Annotated in this window: 19 protein-coding genes; 11 read left to right on the top strand and 8 right to left on the bottom strand. The window is 64.5% G+C overall.

Translation table 11 applies throughout. From position 1 onward, the window contains the following. The first annotated feature begins 8 nt into the window (after positions 1-8). Both ACFVVI_RS26235 and ACFVVI_RS26230 read left to right on the top strand, forming a co-directional pair. Positions 9-608, top strand: coding sequence for a hypothetical protein (locus ACFVVI_RS26235; protein ID WP_387447298.1), 600 nt, complete (start codon positions 9-11; stop codon positions 606-608). 40 nt (positions 609-648) lie between these two features. Further along, on the top strand, positions 649-1,938 hold the full coding sequence (locus ACFVVI_RS26230) for a TetR/AcrR family transcriptional regulator (protein WP_378989834.1): 1,290 nt from the start codon (positions 649-651) through the stop codon (positions 1,936-1,938). A gap of 74 nt (positions 1,939-2,012) precedes the next feature. Here ACFVVI_RS26230 and ACFVVI_RS26225 read toward each other — a convergent pair whose 3' ends face one another. Both ACFVVI_RS26225 and ACFVVI_RS26220 read right to left on the bottom strand, forming a co-directional pair. Further along, positions 2,013-3,158 (bottom strand): acyl-CoA dehydrogenase family protein, encoded by a 1,146-nt coding sequence (locus ACFVVI_RS26225; protein ID WP_378989833.1) that lies wholly within the window; start codon positions 3,156-3,158, stop codon positions 2,013-2,015. A gap of 74 nt (positions 3,159-3,232) precedes the next feature. Next, entirely contained in the window at positions 3,233-3,487 is a 255-nt protein-coding gene (locus ACFVVI_RS26220; protein ID WP_387447297.1) for a hypothetical protein, read from the bottom strand. Between the two features lie 232 nt (positions 3,488-3,719). Here ACFVVI_RS26220 and ACFVVI_RS26215 point away from each other — a divergent pair, with 232 nt between their 5' ends. Genes ACFVVI_RS26215 through fadD5 form a run of 3 tightly spaced genes read left to right on the top strand, consistent with a single transcriptional unit; the run spans position 3,720 to position 7,115 of the window. Next, positions 3,720-4,706 carry an NAD(P)H-dependent flavin oxidoreductase gene (locus tag ACFVVI_RS26215; RefSeq protein ID WP_379316900.1) on the top strand — a complete coding sequence of 329 codons (987 nt, stop codon included), beginning with the start codon at positions 3,720-3,722 and terminating at the stop codon, positions 4,704-4,706. Continuing rightward, on the top strand, positions 4,703-5,509 hold the full coding sequence (locus tag ACFVVI_RS26210) for an enoyl-CoA hydratase-related protein (RefSeq protein ID WP_378989830.1): 807 nt from the start codon (positions 4,703-4,705) through the stop codon (positions 5,507-5,509). The genes ACFVVI_RS26215 and ACFVVI_RS26210 overlap by 4 nt, the downstream gene beginning before the upstream one ends. A 28-nt stretch (positions 5,510-5,537) precedes the next feature. Then, entirely contained in the window at positions 5,538-7,115 is a 1,578-nt protein-coding gene (gene fadD5, locus ACFVVI_RS26205; protein WP_378989829.1) for a fatty-acid--CoA ligase FadD5, read from the top strand. Positions 7,116-7,459: 344 nt separating this feature from the next. On the opposite strand, the gene ACFVVI_RS26200 is transcribed toward fadD5, so the two are convergent. Next, on the bottom strand, positions 7,460-7,957 hold the full coding sequence (locus ACFVVI_RS26200) for a hypothetical protein (RefSeq protein ID WP_387447296.1): 498 nt from the start codon (positions 7,955-7,957) through the stop codon (positions 7,460-7,462). On the opposite strand from ACFVVI_RS26200, the gene ACFVVI_RS26195 reads away from it, so the two are divergent. Continuing rightward, on the top strand, positions 7,940-8,746 hold the full coding sequence (locus ACFVVI_RS26195; RefSeq protein WP_387447295.1) for a PucR family transcriptional regulator: 807 nt from the start codon (positions 7,940-7,942) through the stop codon (positions 8,744-8,746). The two genes, ACFVVI_RS26200 and ACFVVI_RS26195, sit on opposite strands and share 18 nt — an antisense overlap. Positions 8,747-8,869: 123 nt before the next feature. Here the strand turns inward: ACFVVI_RS26195 and tatA are convergent, their stop codons facing one another. Together tatA and ACFVVI_RS26185 are read right to left on the bottom strand one after the other, a co-directional pair. Continuing rightward, a complete protein-coding gene (gene tatA / locus ACFVVI_RS26190) occupies positions 8,870-9,133 on the bottom strand; it encodes a Sec-independent protein translocase subunit TatA (RefSeq protein WP_387447460.1) in 264 nt (87 codons plus the stop codon). A gap of 374 nt (positions 9,134-9,507) precedes the next feature. Beyond that, complete coding sequence (locus tag ACFVVI_RS26185; RefSeq protein ID WP_378989827.1) at positions 9,508-10,713, bottom strand: PucR family transcriptional regulator; 1,206 nt, start codon at positions 10,711-10,713, stop codon at positions 9,508-9,510. Between the two features lie 384 nt (positions 10,714-11,097). Here ACFVVI_RS26185 and ACFVVI_RS26180 point away from each other — a divergent pair, with 384 nt between their 5' ends. Further along, entirely contained in the window at positions 11,098-11,538 is a 441-nt protein-coding gene (locus ACFVVI_RS26180; RefSeq protein ID WP_387447293.1) for a group 1 truncated hemoglobin, read from the top strand. Positions 11,539-11,575: 37 nt separating this feature from the next. Here the strand turns inward: ACFVVI_RS26180 and ACFVVI_RS26175 are convergent, their stop codons facing one another. Then, entirely contained in the window at positions 11,576-13,222 is a 1,647-nt protein-coding gene (locus tag ACFVVI_RS26175) for an acyl-CoA synthetase (protein WP_387447459.1), read from the bottom strand. Positions 13,223-13,409: 187 nt separating this feature from the next. On the opposite strand from ACFVVI_RS26175, the gene ACFVVI_RS26170 reads away from it, so the two are divergent. Continuing rightward, positions 13,410-14,267: an oxygenase MpaB family protein gene (locus tag ACFVVI_RS26170; protein ID WP_378989824.1), complete on the top strand. Its 858-nt coding sequence runs from the start codon at positions 13,410-13,412 to the stop codon at positions 14,265-14,267. A gap of 86 nt (positions 14,268-14,353) precedes the next feature. Here the strand turns inward: ACFVVI_RS26170 and ACFVVI_RS26165 are convergent, their stop codons facing one another. Together ACFVVI_RS26165 and ACFVVI_RS26160 are read right to left on the bottom strand one after the other, a co-directional pair. Continuing rightward, positions 14,354-14,986: a TetR/AcrR family transcriptional regulator gene (locus ACFVVI_RS26165; RefSeq protein ID WP_387447291.1), complete on the bottom strand. Its 633-nt coding sequence runs from the start codon at positions 14,984-14,986 to the stop codon at positions 14,354-14,356. A 46-nt stretch (positions 14,987-15,032) separates the two neighbouring features. Beyond that, positions 15,033-15,776 (bottom strand): SDR family NAD(P)-dependent oxidoreductase, encoded by a 744-nt coding sequence (locus tag ACFVVI_RS26160; RefSeq protein WP_387447289.1) that lies wholly within the window; start codon positions 15,774-15,776, stop codon positions 15,033-15,035. Positions 15,777-16,581: 805 nt separating this feature from the next. Here ACFVVI_RS26160 and ACFVVI_RS26155 point away from each other — a divergent pair. The 3 genes from ACFVVI_RS26155 (at position 16,582) to ACFVVI_RS26145 (ending at position 18,502) form a co-directional block, all read left to right on the top strand. Further along, positions 16,582-17,823, top strand: coding sequence for an oxygenase MpaB family protein (locus ACFVVI_RS26155; protein WP_378989820.1), 1,242 nt, complete (start codon positions 16,582-16,584; stop codon positions 17,821-17,823). Between the two features lie 66 nt (positions 17,824-17,889). Then, entirely contained in the window at positions 17,890-18,168 is a 279-nt protein-coding gene (locus tag ACFVVI_RS26150) for a hypothetical protein (RefSeq protein ID WP_387447287.1), read from the top strand. Between the two features lie 67 nt (positions 18,169-18,235). Beyond that, positions 18,236-18,502, top strand: coding sequence for a hypothetical protein (locus tag ACFVVI_RS26145; RefSeq protein WP_378989817.1), 267 nt, complete (start codon positions 18,236-18,238; stop codon positions 18,500-18,502). Positions 18,503-18,569: the final 67 nt, after the last annotated feature.

The raw sequence follows: 18,569 nt of genomic DNA, 5'->3' as shown, positions 1-18,569 counted from the left end.
GAAAAGCAATGACCAGCGACGAAACATCTACCAGCACAGCACCATCGGAAGGGCTCGCGGACACAGTCGATGCGAAGACGGCCGAGGCCAAGTGGTGGGCGATGGACCGCAGAACTCTCGGCCTGCGCGGTGCCACCGCGATCGTCCTCGGCGCCTCGGTGGCGACCTCGGTGTTCCTGTTCGTGGAGAACAAGAACAGCACCGATCTCCTCGCGGCCCAACAGCAGGCCCGCGAGGCCGCGTGCCACTACGCGCCGGCCTTGGCCGACTATGACAGCAAGAGCCTCGACACCTACTTCAAGGCTGTCCTCGCGGGCGCGACGGGTGACTGGAAGAAACAGTTCGAATCCACCAGCACCGAGCTGCGCGACGCCCTCACCCAGGGTGAGGTCATCTCGAAGGTGACCGATACCCAGTGCGCGCTGCGCTCCGGCGACGAGAACTCCGCTGAGGCGATCGTGGTGATCGGAACGACCATCTCGAGCCTGGGTACCGAGCACAAGCCCAAGCCGAGTCAGCTGTCGATGGTGTTCAACCTGCACAATGACGACGGCCGCTGGCTCGTCGAGAAGGTGAACTCCCCGTTGACCTCGCCTCCCGCCCCATGACGCGGTCCAGCGGATCGACCTCACGCCGCCAGGCGATAGCATGACAGGCAAGATCATCGGGAACTCACTGTCCCCGCGCGGAACAAAGGGTAAGACGACGAGCAGCCAGGCAGACGAATCCCCCGCGGATGCGCCGACTCGCCAAGTCAGGCGCAGGCCGAAGAATCGTCGTGCCCAGATCGCGGCAGAATCGGCCGCCGCCTTCGGCGCGCACGGATACCACGGTGTCAGCATGGACGACATCGCACGACGCCTCGACATCAGTTCCACCGCGCTGTATCGGCACTTTCCGAGCAAATACGCACTGTTCCGGGAGGAACTTCTGCGATTGTCCGGGATCGCTGTCGGCGCGGTCGAGTTGCCCGCCGAGGCCGCCGACTGGGAGCCGCGCCGACGCGTCGATCATGTGCTCGACGCCATCATCGGCTTGACCATCGCCAATCGGCCGACCGTGGCGCTGGCTCGCTGGGAGCGCCGCTATCTCGAGCCGGCCGATCTTCAGGAGTTCACCGATCAATTCGCCGCGGCGATCGCCACGCTGCGCAAGCTGATCGGCGAGGTACGACCCGAGTTGGACGGTCGAGACCGGGCGGTTCGCGCAGTCTCGATCTTTGCCGTGGCGAGCAGCATCGGCGACCACCACGCCACCATTCCGGTGAAGGCCCTCGCCCGGCTGCTCCATGCGACCAGCTGGACGTTGATCGACGCTGATCTCAGCGGACACGACAGCACGAAGACTGCCGGTTCGAGGGGCGAGCAACCGCAGCCGTTCAAACATGATCTGCTGCTGGGCAAGGCTGTCGAGCTGTTCCACGAGCGCGGCTATCCGAATGTCAGCATGGAAGATATCGCCGCCGCCGCGGATCTGTCGGCCGCATCGGCGGTGTACCGCTACTACCGCAGCAAGAGCGACCTGTTGGTAGCCGCGTTCCGGCGTGCCGCCGACCGGGTATCGGGAGCGATCGCGCCAGCGACAGCCGCCGCGGACACTCCGGCCGAAGCACTCGGCACACTGATCGAGCTCTATGTCTCCGGCTCGTTCGCCGAGCGCGCGCTGACCTTCGTCTACTACGCCGAGTTCAGCCATGTAGACCAACCCGATCAGGTGACCCTGCGCCATCTCCAGCAGCTGATCATCACCGAATGGGCGAAGTTGGTGGTGGAAGCGAGGCCGGACCTGTCCATCGGCGAGGCCCGGATCCTCGTGCACGCGGCCTTCAGCCTCGTGGTCGACCTCGGGCGCACCTTCGGTGACCATGGAATCAGTCCGCAGGAGACGGTGATCCGTTTGCTGGAGACCATTCTGCTCGGTCAGCCCCTGCCACGGTAGGCAGCGAGCGACTCGCGCCGCAATCGACAGGGGCGTCCGACCGTGACCGGTCGGACGCCCCTTTCCCCTCCGTGTCAGAGACCGAACGTCTTACCGATGATGTCGCGCTGGATCTCGCTCGTACCGCCGAAGATCGTGGAGACCAGGGCGCCACGGACATGCTTTTCCATGTCGAACTCCCGGGCGTAGCCGTAGCCACCCATCATCTGCATCCCGGCCAGCGCGACCTGCTTGGACGTCTCGGTGGCCTTGAGCTTGGCCATCGATGCTTCGCGCGCGAAGGTCTTGGTCGGGTTGGCGTCGACCGCGGCAGCCACGCTGTAGACCAGCAGTTTGGTGCATTCGATCTCGGTCGCGAGGTCGGCCACGCGGTGCCGCAGCGCCTGGAAGGAACCGATCGGCCTGCCGAACTGCTTGCGCTCACTGATGAACTGCAGCGTGTCCTCGAAGGCACGCTCGGCAGCACCGAGGCTCATCGCGGCCAGAATGAGCCGTTCGAAGTTCAGCCCGGTCATCAGCTGACGCCAGCCGTTGCCCACCTCGCCGACCACCGCGTCCTCGGGGAGCAGGCAATCGGTGAAGTACAGGTCGTTGGTCTCCTTCTGGTTGCCCATCAGCTCGATCGGGCTGATCTTGAGCCCCGGCGTGTTGGCGGGCACATGGAACATGGTGAGTCCCTCGTGCTTGCCGCCACTGCGATCGGTGCGCACGACCAGCAGGATGTTCTCCGAGATGTGCGCGTTGGAGCACCAGGTCTTCTGACCGTTGATCAGCCAGCCGTCGTTGGTCTTCTCCGCTTTGGCGGTGATGTTGCCGACGTCGGAGCCCGCCTCCGGTTCCGACATCGAAATCGACTGCGACGCACCACGAACGATGCCGCGCAGGACCACGTCCTTCTGTGCCTCGGTGCCGAACTTCGCGTAGGCACCACCGGTGATGAGGGTCGGCCCGATCGCACCGATCGGCAGCATGCCGCGCAGGCTCTCCTCGAGCAGGATGCACATGTCGACCATCGTGGCGTCGGAGCCGCCGTACTCCTCGGGCACCGTCAGGCCGAGCCAGCCCAGTTCGGCCATCTTGCCGTAGACATCCGCGTTGTGCTGCTCGGCATCATGGTCGGTGAGCGCGTCACGCTTTTCCCGGGTGCCCGCCTCACGCTTGGCGAACGCGGCGACCGCTGCCGCGAAATCCTGCTGTTCCGGGCTGAATTCGACGCCCATAGTGATTGTTCTCCCTTGTTTCGTTGGATTGAGGATCAGTTACCGGCGCGTTGACGCCACGTGGTCGGCCATCATCAGGCCGCAGAACACGCGCTGGGGTGCCTCGCCCGCGTTGCGCGGGATTCGTCGATGTTGACGATCAGATGTTTCGCCCATCGCCGCACAGCGGCCTTTCCGCCCTCGGCGCCGATTCCCACCCAGCCCGGTGCGGCCACGGCGGCCACAGCGGCATCGCCGACCGGCCGACGGCCGCGAACCGCACTGGCAACGGGACGGTGGCTCTCGAGAAACTGCTTGTCAACAGCCTCTGTGACAAGGGATTCAGCCATCGGCGACTTCTTTCGAAGGAATCGGATCGCCCCGTCAACACACCCCCGACCACCGGATCGGCCAGGGTGGGCCCAGCGATTCTCGCGCTTGGGCCGAGTTCGTTGACAGGAACACTCCAGCTCGGATAAGTTAACACCCATTCTCAATAAGTTAATCATGATTCTCGCCGGATGCAAAGAGGCCATGGGTTCCCCGCAACCGGCGCAGAACTCCCGAGCGGAGAGAGGCTCAATGCTGCGCACCCGATTCACCGAGGCATTCGGTGTCGAGCACCCCATCGTGCAGGGCGGGATGATGTGGGTCGGCCGTGCCGAACTCGCGGCCGCGGTCTCAGAGGCCGGTGGACTCGGCATCATCACCGGCCTGACCCAGCCGACCCCGCAGGCACTGCGCGAGGAAATCGCTCGGACCAGGGATCTCACCGACAAACCGTTCGGTGTGAATCTGACGATCCTGCCTTCGATCACGCCGCCGCCCTACGCGGAGTACCGCCAGGCGATCATCGATGGGGGCGTCCCGATCGTCGAGATCGCCGGCGGCAACCCGGCGACCCACCTGCCCTACCTCAAAGACGCGGGCATCAAGGTGCTGCACAAGTGCACCAGTGTCAAGCACGCGCTCAAGGCCCAGCAGGTCGGCGTCGACGCGGTGAGTATCGACGGCTTCGAATGCGCCGGTCATCCCGGCGAGAACGACACACCGGGCTTGGTCCTGATTCCCGCCGCCGCGCGCGAGATCGAGATCCCGATGATCGCCTCCGGCGGCATCGCCGATGCTCGCGGGTTGGTCGCCGCGATGGCGCTCGGCGCGGACGGCGTCAATATGGGTACCAGGTTCCTGTGCACGGTCGAATCGCCCATCGCGCACGTGGTCAAGGAACAGATCGTCGCCAACACCGAACTCGACACCAAGCTGATCTTCCGGACCTTGAACAACACCGCCCGGGTCGCCGACAACGCCGTCAGCCGCCAGGTCGTCGAGATCGAGCGCGGCGGTGGCACGTTCGACGATGTCCGCGAACTCGTCGCGGGCGCGCGCGGCCGCAAGGTCTACGAGGACGGTGACCTCGACGCGGGCATCTGGAGCGTCGGCCAGTGCCAGGGCTTGATCCACGACATCCCCACCTGCGCGGATCTGGTGGCGCGGATCGTGCGCGAGGCCGAGACCCTCATCGCGGGACGTCTGGCACAGTCGATCGTCGAAACGGTGGCCCGATGAGCGAGAGCATTCTGGTCGAGGAAGAAGGCGGCGTTCTGCGCCTGACGATCGACCGCCAAGCACGGCTGAACGCGATCGATCTCGAGGCGATGACCGAACTGGGCGATCTCGTCAGCGCTGCCCCGGCTCGGCCTTCGGTTCGAGTGATCGTGCTGACCGGCGCGGGCAAGGCGTTCTGCACCGGCGCCGACCTGGCCGCAGCCGCGGCCGCGGGCGGCAACGAGGCCTCACCGCAGGTCGTGATGGACACCGCCAACGCGCTGATCCGCGCGATCATCGCCTCGCCGCTTCCCGTCATCGCGCGGGTCAACGGGCCGGCCGCCGGCGTCGGCGCGTCGATCGCACTGGCCGCCGATCTCGTGTACGCGGCCGACAGCGCCTACCTGCTGCTGCCGTTCACCTCGATCGGACTGATGCCCGACGGCGGAGCAACCGCGGTCGTCGCCGCGGCCATGGGTCGTGCCAGGGCCGCGGAAATGGCGCTGCTCGGCGCCCGATTGCCCGCCGCCGACGCCGCTGCGGCGGGCTTGATCACCCGGTGTGTACCCGCCGCCGAACTCGACGCTCAGATCGACGCCGTCGCCGCCCAACTCGTGGCGGGTCCTCGCCGCGCGCTGCAACTGACGAAAGCTGCCATCAACGCAGCGACGCTGACCGAACTCGACGCCGCGCTCACGCGGGAGAAGGACGGACAGATCGAGCTGCTGACCTCCGCGGACTTCCTCGAAGGAATGACCGCGATGCTGACCCGTCGCGCGCCGAACTTCACCGGCGCCGTGCATCCGATCGCCGAACCGGCCTAACCCTTCCCGCGCCTTCGAGGAGACGACGATGTCCACAGAACCCCTGCGCTCGCGCCGCAATCACTGGATGAACCAGATAGCGATCCATGCCACTACCATCCCGGACGCTCCCGCCTTGCGCTACCTCGGCAAGACCACCAGCTGGGGTGAACTGCACTGGCGGGTGGAACGGTTGTCCGACGCGCTCGATCGCCGTGGCGTCAAGGCCGGCGACCGCGTGATGATCTTGATGCTCAACAACATCGAGTACCTCGAATCGGTATTCGCGATCAACACTCTGGGCGCTATCGCGGTGCCGGTGAATTTCCGGCTCACTCCGCCCGAGATCGCCTTCCTGGTCGCCGACAGCGGCGCCGCGGTGATCATCACCGACGCGGTGCTCGCCCCGCTGGCCACGGCGGTGAGCGCCCAGTCCCCCGATCTGCGTACTCACATCGTGGTCGGCGCACCGACCGGCGACGGTGTCCTCGGCTACGAGGACCTCATCGCCGAGACCGGCGAACCGCACGAGCCGCGCGACATCGCCGAGGACACCGCAGCTCTCATCATGTACACCTCCGGCACCACCGGAAACCCCAAGGGCGCGGTCCTGACCCACCTGAACATGAGCTCGCAGGCGCTCACCTGTATCCGCGCCATGCGCTACAGCTCCGACGACATCGCCTTCTGCGCGTCGCCGCTGTTCCACATCGCCGGCTTGGGCAGCATCGCATCGTGTTTCGTACTCGGTGCGTTGACGGTGATCCATCCGCTCAAGGCGTTCGATGCGGCCGAGGTGCTCGATGCCTGGGAGAGCGAGCGCGCGACCTCCGTGTTCCTGGTACCCGCCCAGTGGCAGGTGGTGTGCGCCGATCCGACTGTCGCACAGCGTGATCTGCGGCTGCGAGTGATCAGCTGGGGCGCAGCTCCGGCCTCCGACACCGTGCTGCAGGCCATGGCGCAGACCTTCCCGAACGCGCTCAATGTGGCGGTCTTCGGGCAGACCGAGATGTCGCCGATCACCTGCGTCCTCGACGGCGAGGACGCGATCCGCAAGCTCGGCTCTGTCGGCAAGCCGATTCCCACCATCGCCACCCGAGTCGTCGACGACGAGATGAACGATGTCGCCCAGGGTGAGATCGGCGAAATCGTCTATCGCGGACCGACTTTGATGCGCGAGTACTGGAACAACCCGCGCGCGACCGCCGACGCGTTCGCGGGCGGCTGGTTCCACTCCGGTGATCTCGTGCGCCTCGACGAGGAAGGCTTCGTCTACGTCGTCGACCGCAAGAAGGACATGATCATCTCCGGCGGCGAGAACATCTACTGCGCCGAGGTGGAGAACGTGCTGTTCGCGCACCCACGGATCAGAGAGGCGGCGGTGATCGGCCGCGTCGACGACAAATGGGGCGAGGTCCCGGTCGCGATCGTGGCGGTGGAGGACGACGGCGGCATCAGTCTCGCCGACCTGGAACCGCATCTCAACACCCATCTCGCCCGCTACAAGCACCCGAAGGACCTCGTGGTGGTCGACGCCCTGCCGCGCAACGCGGGCGGCAAGGTCGTCAAGCACGAGCTGCGCAAACTGCACGGTTCGACAGGCTTGACACCCGTGGTCACCAGCTGAGGTAGCTACGACTCCGTTGCGGGTTGCGGCGGTGGTCTCCTCCGAGGAGACCACCGCCGATCTCGATGAGCCCCCGGACAGTCGCCGACTCGACCACAATGAATTTCCAATTATTTGCGTGAATTAGTGTCGGATTTCCACTGTGTATTCACACAATAGAGCCATCGCGTTGAATGATGTTACTGTTCATTCCGCATCGCTTGTTCGGAACATGATGCACCCGCACGAGCGACCGCCGACGTAGCCGGTTCGCTCGTGCGGACCCGCCTGCCTGATACGGCCCGACTATTTGCTCACCGCTACATCTATTGCCCCGCTCTATCCAGCCGACTTCGTGCCCGGCATCAGTATCGTGCTGCAGCACTACTTACAACTGAGCCGAACGGCGATGCGACGAGCAGAGCGGTTCCCATCCCGGCGCCTGGTCGGCGTGGAAAGGGATACCAACGATGACAATCCCATCCGACAGTGCCGAACGGCGGCCATCGCTGCACGATGTGGCATCGCTGACCGATCAACTCGTCTCCCATTTCATCGACAATGTGGCGCAGTGCGATATTTCGCCCGGCACGCCGATGGCATCGACAATCGGAGCAATCACCCGGATAGCCCTCGAGATCGCGCGAGGAATGCTGGAGGGATGCGACATCACGCACGAACTCGGAGAACTCGCGACAATCGCCGCCGGATTGGCGTGCGACAGCGTACCCATCGACCTTGTGCTGCGCGGTTTCCATGAAGGCATACGGATAGTTGCCGGCCAGTTGTTCGCCCAATATCAGGATTGCACTCGCGAGACTGTGATCGATGGATTCCAGATCGCCATGACGATCAGCGATCAACTCTGCCTGACAGTCACCCACGCGTACCTCGGCGAGCACGGCGCAGCGACGTTCGGCCAGGACGCCGAGCGGACTCTCACGTCCGCCCTGCTGGCCGGACAGTGGACACCCGCCACCGCCCGCAGATGCGGCATCCCTATCGCTGACACGTACTCGGTGCTCGCCATCGCGATGCGCGCGAACCCGGACACGGGAATTGCCTTGCACTACCTGCACAGAGTGCGGAAAGCCCTGGCCCAGCACAGCGACGGGCAGGGTTTGGCCCGGCTGTCGATCGACGGTGGGACCGTTCTCATCCCGACCGAGGCGGTGGCCGAGGACGAACTCGATTCACTGGTCGAGGCGCTCGCGGGGGCGGCGCAGGTCGAACTCGTCGCAGCTGTGGTCGCCGCGCCCGCCGCCGACGTCGCGTCTGCGGCGAAAACGGCACACGAGATGCTCGATGTCGTCGAGCGACTCGAATGCGCACCCGGCCTCTATCGATTCGGCCAACTCGCACTGGAGTACCAGCTTTCGCGGCAAGGACTCGGTCTTTCCCTGCTCGGTGAATTATTGGCGCCGTTGGAGGCATATCCCGAATTGCGGAAGACACTGCGGGTACACATCGCCAACAACTTGAATCGCGCGCAGACCGCGCGGATCATGGACATCCACACCAATACCGTTGACTATCGACTTCGCCGAATCGCCCGGCTCACCGGACTCAACCCGGCGCGGGCATCGGATCTGTGGCAGTTGCGGTCGGCGATGGTCGCCCAGGACTGCCGCGACGACAACCCGAGAGAGTGACGGAGCCTCCGTAGATGTTCAGCAACATCGGGTGGAGCGAGACGATCATTCTGGTCATCGCGGCCCTCGTCATCATCGGCGTACCGAAGTAAACAGTCGCCCACTTCGGTTGCGACACAATGCTCAGAGCGTTTTCGTCGGCTGAGCCACCGGTTCGGCGGAAGGCGTCGCCGACGCCTGCTCCGGTGCCGGCAGCCCTACGTTCGCTCGGGCCGACCGCTCGTTCGCCGAATCCACGTCCTCGGACTGCATTCGACTCACCTCGCTCTTGAAGATCCGTAGCGACCGCCCCAGCCCGCGGGCGGCATCCGGCATACGCTTCGCACCGAAGAACAGCACGAACACAGCCGCGACTATCAACCAATGCCAGACGCTGAACTGACCCATCTTTACCTCCTGTATCGACATGGTGGACTCGGAACCGATGCGACAACGCCGACTACCCCGATCGCTCGCAGGCGCCGCGCCGACGATGGCGTGGTCCCGAAAGTGTTGTCCACACCCGGCGAAGCCACGTACACGCTCGGCCATTGTTCCGCGATCTATCAGCCGGCACGCCACGGCCGCCGCGTCGATACATCCCCTGGCAGCATTCCCGCCGGCGACCATGATCGGCGATGCCGGGGCCGGCAACGCCTGCACGTATCGAGTGCGCAGGCGGCTGATCAACTCCGCGCACATGGCACCGCCGCGTGGCGACCCGTGCCCGAGTACCACGACCCTCCGAAATATCCGCCCCACGGATGGCACTGCGGCCGGCTCTATTTGTCCTGATAGTTCGCTTTACGCACGACCAGCGCCGACTGCAGATACCAGAGCCCATCGGCCGACGAAGGATCGAAGCCCGTCAGTTTGCGGATACTTTTCAGCCGGTAATCGATGGTGTTCATATGAACACTGAGCTGTCGCGAGGTTCGGCGACGATTCAGATTGTTGTCGAGGTGCGTGCACAAGGTTTCCATCAGAATCGGATGGTCGTCGAGCGGGTTCAGTATCGCATCGAGATGCCGTCGTACAGCAGACGGTCTGGTGAGCTGGAATTCGACTGCCAGATCAGCGAAACGGAACAGACCGGGCGGGCGCTGCATTCTTTGTGCGAGATCCAGGAGTTCGCACAGCTGATCAACGGTTTCCGGAATTTTCGCCGGCGATGCCTCCGCGCAGGTTGCGGTCATATCGACGCCGGCCGCCGCGGAGAGCACGGTCAACAGCGTGTCGAGGTCCCTGACCTCTGCTGACGGAACAAGAATGATGCCACCGCGCACATCGAGCCGCGACAGCGCGCGCACCGACCCATGACGATCAAGGGCCGCCCGGATATTTCGAATCATTCGCCGGACATCCATCTGTGTAACGAATGTGTCGGGCCTGTCGTCGCTACCGGACGGAAAATGCACCGCCAGCACGGAATAGCTCTCGGCGACCTCGAAACCACTGCACCGCGTCACCGTCGACGTATCCTGCCCGGCGAGCAACGCAACCGCCAAGGAGTTCCTGGCCCGTTGATCCTCGACGACCTCGACCTCGAGCTGGTCGGTGTACGCGAGTGATATCGCGGCCGTCACGCTGTCCAGCATTTCGGTCGCCAGTTGGCGCACGACCGAGAGCTTCTGCTCGTCGGTGCCGACCACACTCGAGGCGATCAGCTCCAAACTCGTGGTGAAACCCTGACCGATCGCCTGATCGATCACTTCGCCGGGCACCTCGGTACGCGCTCGCGGCGGCCCGGCGGTGCGGTGTCGAACGGTATCGCCGCGTCTACGGGCCGGCAGTGTTGCCAGGGCAGTCCCCGGTAGCACATCAATGGCGGCCAGGGCACCGCCGTCGACGCCGCCGAGGCGCGCAGCCATGCTCTCCAGCATTCGGGAGACCAACTCGTCGGCGAGCGCCCGCACTCTGATGGAGGACTCGGCCGTGGCCGCACGGGGCCGCGCGGAATCGATTCTGGGTGAATAGTCGGTAGTCATCTTTGACTTCCTCACTGCGTTCAACGTCGCCTCACGGCAGCGATGGCTGGCAAGTAGTCTCCCACGCCGAAGACGCCAACACAAGGTTATGTTAATGCCTATTCCAGCTCAATCCAGGGCCGAATTCGTCGAGTGACGGCGCCTCGACCGCATCAGCCCGAGCGACGACGTGCTGGTAGCGGCACCAACTCGGTTATCTGAACTGCATGTAGACCGGACGCTGCCGGACAAACCGCCGCTCGGGACTTCACGAACGGACTGCGCCAAATCCGAGACAGGCCACCCCCGAAGAGCTAAGTTACTGTCCATTCATGCACGATGAACACCTCAGGCACTGTCACCGGCCACCCCATCGGTGATGTTCGCGAAACGAGGACTCCCACCATGGACGAACCGGATCGACGCAGCACCCCTGCGCCGGACAACGATCCCGATGCATCGCACAACAACGTGCCGCTCTACGAGCGGATCGGCGGTCGCGGCGCCTTGGAGACGGTCGTCGACGATCTCTACCGACGCATCCTCGCCGATGAGCGGTTGTCGCCGTTCTTCGCCGGCACCAACCTCACTCGAACGAAGGGCCGGCAGGTCGAATTCTTCGCCGCACTACTCGGCGGACCGGTGCCCTACGTCGGCGTTCCCATGCGAGCCGTGCATCGTGGCCGCGGCATCACCGTGGACCATTTCAACCTGGTCGCAGGCCATCTCACCGATGCGCTCAGCGCAGCCGGGCTCGATCGCGATCTCACGGACCACGTGATCGGCGCGGTCGCACCGTTGGCGGGTGACATCGCCACGTCTCGGGAGTCACCCACCCCGCCGTGACCAGACCGGACGCACGGAAGAAGCCGCGACCCGGATCTCATTGTGGATCGGCGCTCTCGAGCTTACGGCGAAGCAGTTTGCCGGTGGCATTGCGTGGCAGCTCGTCTACGAACACCACATCCCGAGGGACTTTGTGTCGCGCGAGGTTCGCTTTGACGTAATCCTTCACCTGTTGCGCGTCGCACGACGCACCCGGCGCGGGCACGACGAACGCGCGCAGACGTTTTCCGAAGTCGCGATCGTCCACCCCCACGACCGCAGCCTCGAGAATGTCGGGTCGTTCTACGAGCAGGTTTTCGACCTCGAGCGGAAAGACGTTCTCCCCGCCGGAGACGATCATGTCGTCGTCTCGACCATCGATGAACAGTCTTCCCGCCGCATCGAAATGACCGACATCGCCACTGGACTGCATTCCGTCGACGATCTCCTTGCCTGTGCCGTCGGTATAGCCGCCGAAACTCAGTGCGCTGGCGACGAATATGGTGCCGACCACGCCCGGTTCGGTGATCCGGCGGCGGTCGTCATCGTAGATCGCGACCCGGCAGCCCACAGGTGGACGGCCCACGGTGCCGGGCGCTTCCCGCATATCGCTGGGTGTGGCGACGGCTGCCACCGCGACCTCCGTCGAGGCATACAGGTTGTAGAGCACCTCACCGAACGCCAGCGCCGTGCGCCTGCTCAGGTCGGGCGAGATGGCGGATCCGGCCGCGAAGATCACCTTCAGCGAGGAGGTGTCGTATTCGGCCAGCACGGACTCGCCCAGATCGACGATGCGCTGCAACATCGTTGGTACCAGCACCAACGTTCCCGCCCGATGGTGTTCGATATCGGCCAGCGTGCGTCGCGGGTCGAATCTGCGCTGCTGCAAGACGATCGCGCTTCCCAGCGCCCAACCGAGAATCAGCTGCGAGAGACCGGTGCCGTGGAACGCCGGCGCCGCGAGCACGGTCGTACTCGCCGTCGGCAAGGGGATCCGGTCGAGGAACTGCGCCGATTGCAAGGGCGACACCTTGCCTCGCGGCGCACCTTTCGGTGTTCCGGTCGTGCCGCTGGTCAGCACCACGATCCCGCCGGGCTGCTTGGGACTCACCGGCGGTCGGGTGTGCTGGCCCGCTCGGACATCGTCCAGCGTGGGCTGCCCGTGGTCCACCCAACCGTCATCCAAGGTCAGAATAGTCGGTAACTTATTCGGAAGATCCTCGAAGCGGTGAAGGAACTCGGCGTCGAGCAGGATCGCACCCACGTTTTCGCGTTCGGTCACCGACACCAACTGCGGGCCCGCCATTCCCGTATTGAGCAACACGATGCGCGCGCCCAGCTTGCCCGCGGCGAGCAGCGACAAGACCATCCCCCGATGATCCCGGCACAGCGCGGCCAGCACAGTGCCACTCGCGATCCCCCGCGCGGCAAGGCCGTTGGCCACCGCATTCGACCTGCGATCGAGCTCCGCGAACGTCAGCGGCCCCAGCTCGTCGACGATGGCCGTCGCGGCGCCGTTGCGGCGAGCCGCGTGCGCGAACGCGGTGACGACCGGACCTAGCACTGTCGCATCCCTGGCGGTACGCAGCAGCTCCAGCGGGTGCTGAAGTTCGATCGCGCCGCTTCTGCGCAGCACTCCGACGGCAGCCAAGCCGTCAGCCATCGTTGCGACCAGGGCCGCTGACATGCTCGGGATCACCGACATGGACACCTCCGAAGTGTTCGGGTACTGGGGGACCAGCGATCGGAATCTGCGCACCGACAGCCGATGGCGATCGTAGACCTCGCCGGAATCATTAGTAACTTAATCGCCGAAAAGCATTGTGGAGGCCCCGGGCTCGGTGAGAACATGAGCGCATGAATCTCTCATCCTTTCGATTCGGAGGCCGGCCATGACCCGTTCAGCAAAAGCTGGTCGGCCGCAGGATGTCTCGGGCGACATCGCGCGCAGACACCGCTACCTCAACGGCGCCGGCGCGCTGCTGGGCGGCCCGGCGAACGTGATCATGCAGCTGAGCCTGCCCCCGGTGGGACGCGGCGTGGTGGAAAGTGTTGTCGAATCAGGCAGTTACGCGACACGACCGGCCAAGCGCGGTCGTACCACGCTCACCTACCTCGCGGTGGCGATGATCGGCACCGACGAAGATCAGGCGGCATACCGTGCCGCGGTGGGCTCCGCGCACCGGCAGGTGCGCTCGGGACCACACAGCCCTGTTCGGTACAACGCCTTCGACCCTCAACTGCAACTGTGGGTAGCCGCCTGCCTGTACCGAGGAGTCCTGGATACGGTGAACCTGCTCTTCGGCGGGATGAACGAGCAGGATGCCGACGAGATGTATCGCGATGCCGCCAGATTCGGAACAACCTTGCAGATGCCGGCCGAACTGTGGCCGGCCGACCGCGCGGCCTTCGATCGGTACTGGGACTCGATGCTCGGCGATCTGTCCTTCGACGACGAAGTCCGCACCTACTTGCTCAACTACGTTGTCGAGCTGGCGGCATGGCGTCGAAGCGTGCGCGTCGCGTTCGGTCGGGCGAATCGCTTCTTCACCACCGGGTTTCTGCCACAGCAGTTCCGCGACGAGTTGGGCCTGCCATGGAGCCCGCGCAAGCAACGAGTGTTCGAAATCGTGATGCGGACGCTCGGCCGACTGCTCGAGGTGCTGCCGGACACTTGGCGAGCTCAGCCCTTCGAGCGCTACCTGGACGACATGCGTGAGCGTAGATCTCAGGGCAAGAATCTGATCTGAGCAGACACACACGGTGCATCGGGGCCAGGTCCTCGGACGCTTCCCGTATCGCCGCGGCGACTTCGTCGACCCCACCGGTATTCGCACTACCCTGTTCCGGACAGTCCTGTCCAGAACAGCGCAACGGTGGTGTCGACCGCGTCGATCTTAGGAATCGGGCGACCGGCGTCGAACCAGTAGCGGGCCGCCAGGTGGCTGGCGCCGACAAGACCGAATGCGCAGGCCCGGGCGCGGTAGGGATCCATCCCCACCGCGTCGAGTTCGACACCGACCAGTGCCGCACATTCGGCCATCGCCATCCGTACCCGACCCTCGACGCTCGGCTCACTCGGAACCGGAGTGTCGAAGACGAGCGTGTATCCCGCACCGTCGTCCTCGTCGACGAAGTCGAAATAGGCCGAGACCGTGCGCCGCACCTTGTTCTCGTACCCGGCGGTCGTCCGGAGCGCATCACGCAGCCCACCGACCATGTGGTCCAGATAGCGTTGCAGCACAGTGGAATACAGGTCAACCTTGCCCGTGAAGTGGTTGTAGAGCACCGGTTTGCTCACCTGGGCCCTGACGCTGATCTCTTCCATGCTGGCGCCGTGGAAACCACGATCGACGAAGACGTCACGCGCGGCGCGGATGACGACCTCTCGGCGACGGGCACGGGTCGCGCCGCGGTCCGCGCGGGTGAGGATGTGCGCATTCCTCACTTCGCCGCGTATCGCGGTCATCGAGCCGTACTCGTTCCCACCGGCTCAGCAGGCGATGCGCGGTAGATCATGCTCGCCACAGCTGGCTCCCCGACCGGGAGACAACGATATTGGGAACCACGGCGTTGGCGGACAGACGAGTGATGGCCAGCACCAGTTCAGCGATGTCCCCGGTCGTCAGCATCGCCGCGCGGTCGAGTTCGTCGCGTTTCCACGCGGTCATATCGGTATCGACATAGCCAGGTGAGATAGCTGTCGCACTGACACCGTTCGCGGATTCCTCCAGCGAAATGGTTTCGCAGAGCGACACCAGAGCGGCTTTCGACGCCCCATAGGCGGCCAAGCCCGGCTCCCCCGCGACACCGGTGATCGAGGCCAGCGCAACGATTTTCGCACCTGCGCCAGGGTTGACCTTCGCCGTCTCGCGCAGCAATGGCAGGCAATGCTGGACAAGGGTCAGGGGGCCGCGAACGTTGATGTCGAACATGCGGTGGTAGCCGGCGGCGCTCATCGTCGCTACCGGACCGGCGGTACCGGTGCCGGCGCAGTGCACCAAGACGTCCAGGCGACCGAACCGGTCGGCGTGCGTGTCGGCCAGGCGCAGCAACTGTTCGGGATCGTTCATGTTCGCGATCACCGTCACTACGTCGACACCGTGGTCGGTGCGCAGCTCTTCAGCAGTGCTGTCCAGGACCGCTCCATCGCGGGCAGCGAGCGTGAGGTCGTAGCCGAGTTCGGCCAGACGCCGCGCGACCTCCGCGCCGATTCCTCGCGAACCGCCGGTGATCAGGGCACAACGCCGATAGGTCATCGCTGCGCCGATCCCGCGTCAGCCGACGCCACGATCATCGAGCGGCAAGGATCGGCCGGCTCGCCGAACACATCGGCGAGCAGGGCAGCGCAGCCCACCGGTGACGGTCCCCCACCGCGAGTTCTCCAGCCAGACGGTGGTCGAAGTACGTCGACGACGAGAGCGGACATCTTTGACTCCTCACGCGCTGTCGCCACCGGTCGGCAACAGGTCCAATAAGTTAGCCATGATTCTCGCACAGGCGGTGGACAGGCTCAAGATCCGGGATGCGCGACGAAGCAGCGGATCTTTGCCATTATGTTACTGATAATTCTCAATAATTTCCGCCGCCAGCTCACGCGATCAATCGACGTTCTCCGACAGATCGGCCGTACAGGGAAGCAACTCAGGACTCGACCATCCGCACGTACACGCCCCTATACAGTGCTGACCGCTTCTACATCAGCCAGCGAGCAACTGAAGCGGGAGCCCAACAACCGGAGCCGACGATCTCGATCCCGAGTGCGCTGTCCAGCTAAGTTACTCACCATCCCGCAACTCTGAGTCCATCAGTCGGTGACCACACTCGAACTGCGCACACGCCCTACCGAATGAAAAAGTGTGCAGGTCACAGCCTTCTATTGAGGGTTCAACCCCACCTCCCCCTCTCCGCGACCGAACCGCCATCCGGCGTCAATCCGCATAACGTGGACACAGCGCCTACCGCCTGTTAAGTTACTCACTATTCTAGGCTGATTCAGTGAAGAGGATCGAGTACTCGCGCTGCGGCCTGGGAGTCTGAACGTGCTCAATGAGGAGTAATGTCATGGATAGACTCAATAGGCGCAATGCGCTGAAGGCCGGCGGAATGCTCGGCGTTGTCGGCACCATCGGATTGGGTGCGATCGCACGGGCAGATCCGTGGACGTGGTCGCCGGAAGGATCGGTGGCCGGATCCGGTTCCGGCGTCGACCCGTTGACGGTCTGGGATCCCGAAGCCGACGAACTCGTCGCCGGACTCGTCGACCGGGGCGAAGTCCCCAAGATCAACGAACTGTTGCGGACCTGGACCAAGAACGGTCAGGCGCTGCCTGCCGGCTTGCCCTCGGAGTTACGCGACTTCATGGAGTACGCCCGCCGACTGCCGCAGTGGACCGACACCGGCAAGTTGGATACCGCGATCGCGTTCAACAAGAAGCGCGGACTGTATCTCGGTGTCCTCTACGGGTTTGCCAGCGGCATGATGAGCACCGTCATCCCGAAAGAGGCGCGCGCGGTCTATTACTCCAAGGGCGGCCACGATCTCAAAGACCGCATCACCAAAACCGCGAAACTCGGCTATGACATCGGTAGCGCGAATGCCTATGCCCCCGACGGGGAAATGATCGTCACCTGCGTCAAAACCCGACTGGTGCACGCGGCGGTGCGTCACCTGTTGCCGCAGTCCCCGCACTGGGTGCACTCCGCGGAAGAGGACAAACCGATCAGCCAGAACGACATCATGGTCACCTGGCACAGCCTGCCGACAACCGTGATGAAGCACCTCAATTCCTGGAAAGTGCCGATCCCGGCACACGAATCGGACGCGTTCCTGCACTCCTGGCAGGTCGCCGGGCACCTGCTGGGCGTACGCGACGAATACATCCCCAAGTCATGGCCCGACGCCAATGCCCAAGCGGCACAAATCCTCGACCCCATCATCGCGCCGACGCCGGAGGGCGCCAAGCTGGCCGATCGGCTCCTCAGCCTGGGCGCCAACATCGATCTGTCGATTCTGAGCAAGCCGGTGCTCGGCGCGTTCACTCGTTTCCTGCTCGGCGACAAGACCGCCGACGGGCTCTCGATTCCGCGGGAACCGGTCTGGGATCCCCTGCTCCAGGTTGCATGGGGTCCATTCATCGCCGTGCGCGAGGGCGCGCTCAGCGTGGTCCCGCCGCTCGAGGATCCCTACTGGCTCCTCGACGAGTTCTTGCGCAAGGCCGCCCTGATCTATCTGTCCGAACTCCGCATGCCGATCAGCATCGAACTCCCGACGATGAACCGCGATATGAGCAAGCCGCCGCGCTGATCTGTCGCCGTAATTCTGCACCGACCCACTTCCAGGGAGTTCCCACTCCCCAGCAAGGAGCACACAATGCACAACACTCTTCGTATCGCCGCGGCGTCGGTCGCGGTAGCCGGTCTCGTCGGAGCCGCGGCGGGCACCGCGGTAGCCGAAACAGGCTCATCGGCAGCCGACTCGGGTTCGGCAGCGGCCAACTCGGCGGCAGTGCTGGCCGGGCAAGGCGACATCATCGGGTTGATCGTCCTGCTCGGCGTCACTCCGTTTCAGATCCTGACCGGCGGAGTCTGCGATGTGGCGACATTGACGGGTTCGGCGAGCCCGTGCACGCCCGGAGCCCAGCACTACTGAAAGGCTCTTGTCTCGAATTGCCGCGATGACGGACCCACCGTCATCGCGACGATGGAGCGAACCGACGATGCGAGACAGTTCAGTCGAACGCGCGGAAGCACCGCCATGGACGCCGAAACCGGTGTCGGCGTCCGGGATTCGCGAGGTGCTCGATTACTTCGGGAAGTGCCCGTCGTGCGGCTATCCGGCGCGGGCCAGCACGCACACCGTCTATTACAGCGACGGATCGACCACCGCGATCGTGACCGGAATGTGCGACTCACCCTGTGGTTGGACCGGGCCGGTCGCGCTGACCACGATGACCGACCGCCGCCGGTTCGATCGGCCGGACTGACGACACCACCATGATGGCGCAGACACAGGTTCGGCGCACCGGGCGCGAGCACCGCGCCCCCGGGCGC

The sequence above is a fragment of the Nocardia sp. NPDC058114 genome, assembly GCF_042884695.1.
Classification (GTDB): Bacteria; Actinomycetota; Actinomycetes; order Mycobacteriales; family Mycobacteriaceae; genus Nocardia.
This window is presented reverse-complemented; position numbering and strand designations above follow the sequence as displayed.

What these genes read in the sequence shown, in the direction of transcription:
- ACFVVI_RS26220 (WP_387447297.1), bottom strand. Translation starts at nt 3,487, where the DNA reads ATGGCTGAATCCCTTGTCACAGAGGCTGTTGACAAGCAGTTTCTCGAG.
- ACFVVI_RS26225 (WP_378989833.1), bottom strand. Translation starts at nt 3,158, where the DNA reads ATGGGCGTCGAATTCAGCCCGGAACAGCAGGATTTCGCGGCAGCGGTC.
- ACFVVI_RS26145 (WP_378989817.1), top strand. Translation starts at nt 18,236, where the DNA reads ATGCGAGACAGTTCAGTCGAACGCGCGGAAGCACCGCCATGGACGCCG.
- ACFVVI_RS26155 (WP_378989820.1), top strand. Translation starts at nt 16,582, where the DNA reads ATGGATAGACTCAATAGGCGCAATGCGCTGAAGGCCGGCGGAATGCTC.
- ACFVVI_RS26165 (WP_387447291.1), bottom strand. Translation starts at nt 14,986, where the DNA reads ATGACCGCGATACGCGGCGAAGTGAGGAATGCGCACATCCTCACCCGC.
- ACFVVI_RS26175 (WP_387447459.1), bottom strand. Translation starts at nt 13,222, where the DNA reads ATGTCGGTGATCCCGAGCATGTCAGCGGCCCTGGTCGCAACGATGGCT.
- ACFVVI_RS26185 (WP_378989827.1), bottom strand. Translation starts at nt 10,713, where the DNA reads ATGACTACCGACTATTCACCCAGAATCGATTCCGCGCGGCCCCGTGCG.
- ACFVVI_RS26150 (WP_387447287.1), top strand. Translation starts at nt 17,890, where the DNA reads ATGCACAACACTCTTCGTATCGCCGCGGCGTCGGTCGCGGTAGCCGGT.
- ACFVVI_RS26215 (WP_379316900.1), top strand. Translation starts at nt 3,720, where the DNA reads ATGCTGCGCACCCGATTCACCGAGGCATTCGGTGTCGAGCACCCCATC.
- ACFVVI_RS26210 (WP_378989830.1), top strand. Translation starts at nt 4,703, where the DNA reads ATGAGCGAGAGCATTCTGGTCGAGGAAGAAGGCGGCGTTCTGCGCCTG.
- ACFVVI_RS26195 (WP_387447295.1), top strand. Translation starts at nt 7,940, where the DNA reads ATGACGATCAGCGATCAACTCTGCCTGACAGTCACCCACGCGTACCTC.
- ACFVVI_RS26235 (WP_387447298.1), top strand. Translation starts at nt 9, where the DNA reads ATGACCAGCGACGAAACATCTACCAGCACAGCACCATCGGAAGGGCTC.
- ACFVVI_RS26160 (WP_387447289.1), bottom strand. Translation starts at nt 15,776, where the DNA reads ATGACCTATCGGCGTTGTGCCCTGATCACCGGCGGTTCGCGAGGAATC.
- tatA (WP_387447460.1), bottom strand. Translation starts at nt 9,133, where the DNA reads ATGGGTCAGTTCAGCGTCTGGCATTGGTTGATAGTCGCGGCTGTGTTC.
- fadD5 (WP_378989829.1), top strand. Translation starts at nt 5,538, where the DNA reads ATGTCCACAGAACCCCTGCGCTCGCGCCGCAATCACTGGATGAACCAG.
- ACFVVI_RS26170 (WP_378989824.1), top strand. Translation starts at nt 13,410, where the DNA reads ATGACCCGTTCAGCAAAAGCTGGTCGGCCGCAGGATGTCTCGGGCGAC.
- ACFVVI_RS26180 (WP_387447293.1), top strand. Translation starts at nt 11,098, where the DNA reads ATGGACGAACCGGATCGACGCAGCACCCCTGCGCCGGACAACGATCCC.
- ACFVVI_RS26230 (WP_378989834.1), top strand. Translation starts at nt 649, where the DNA reads ATGACAGGCAAGATCATCGGGAACTCACTGTCCCCGCGCGGAACAAAG.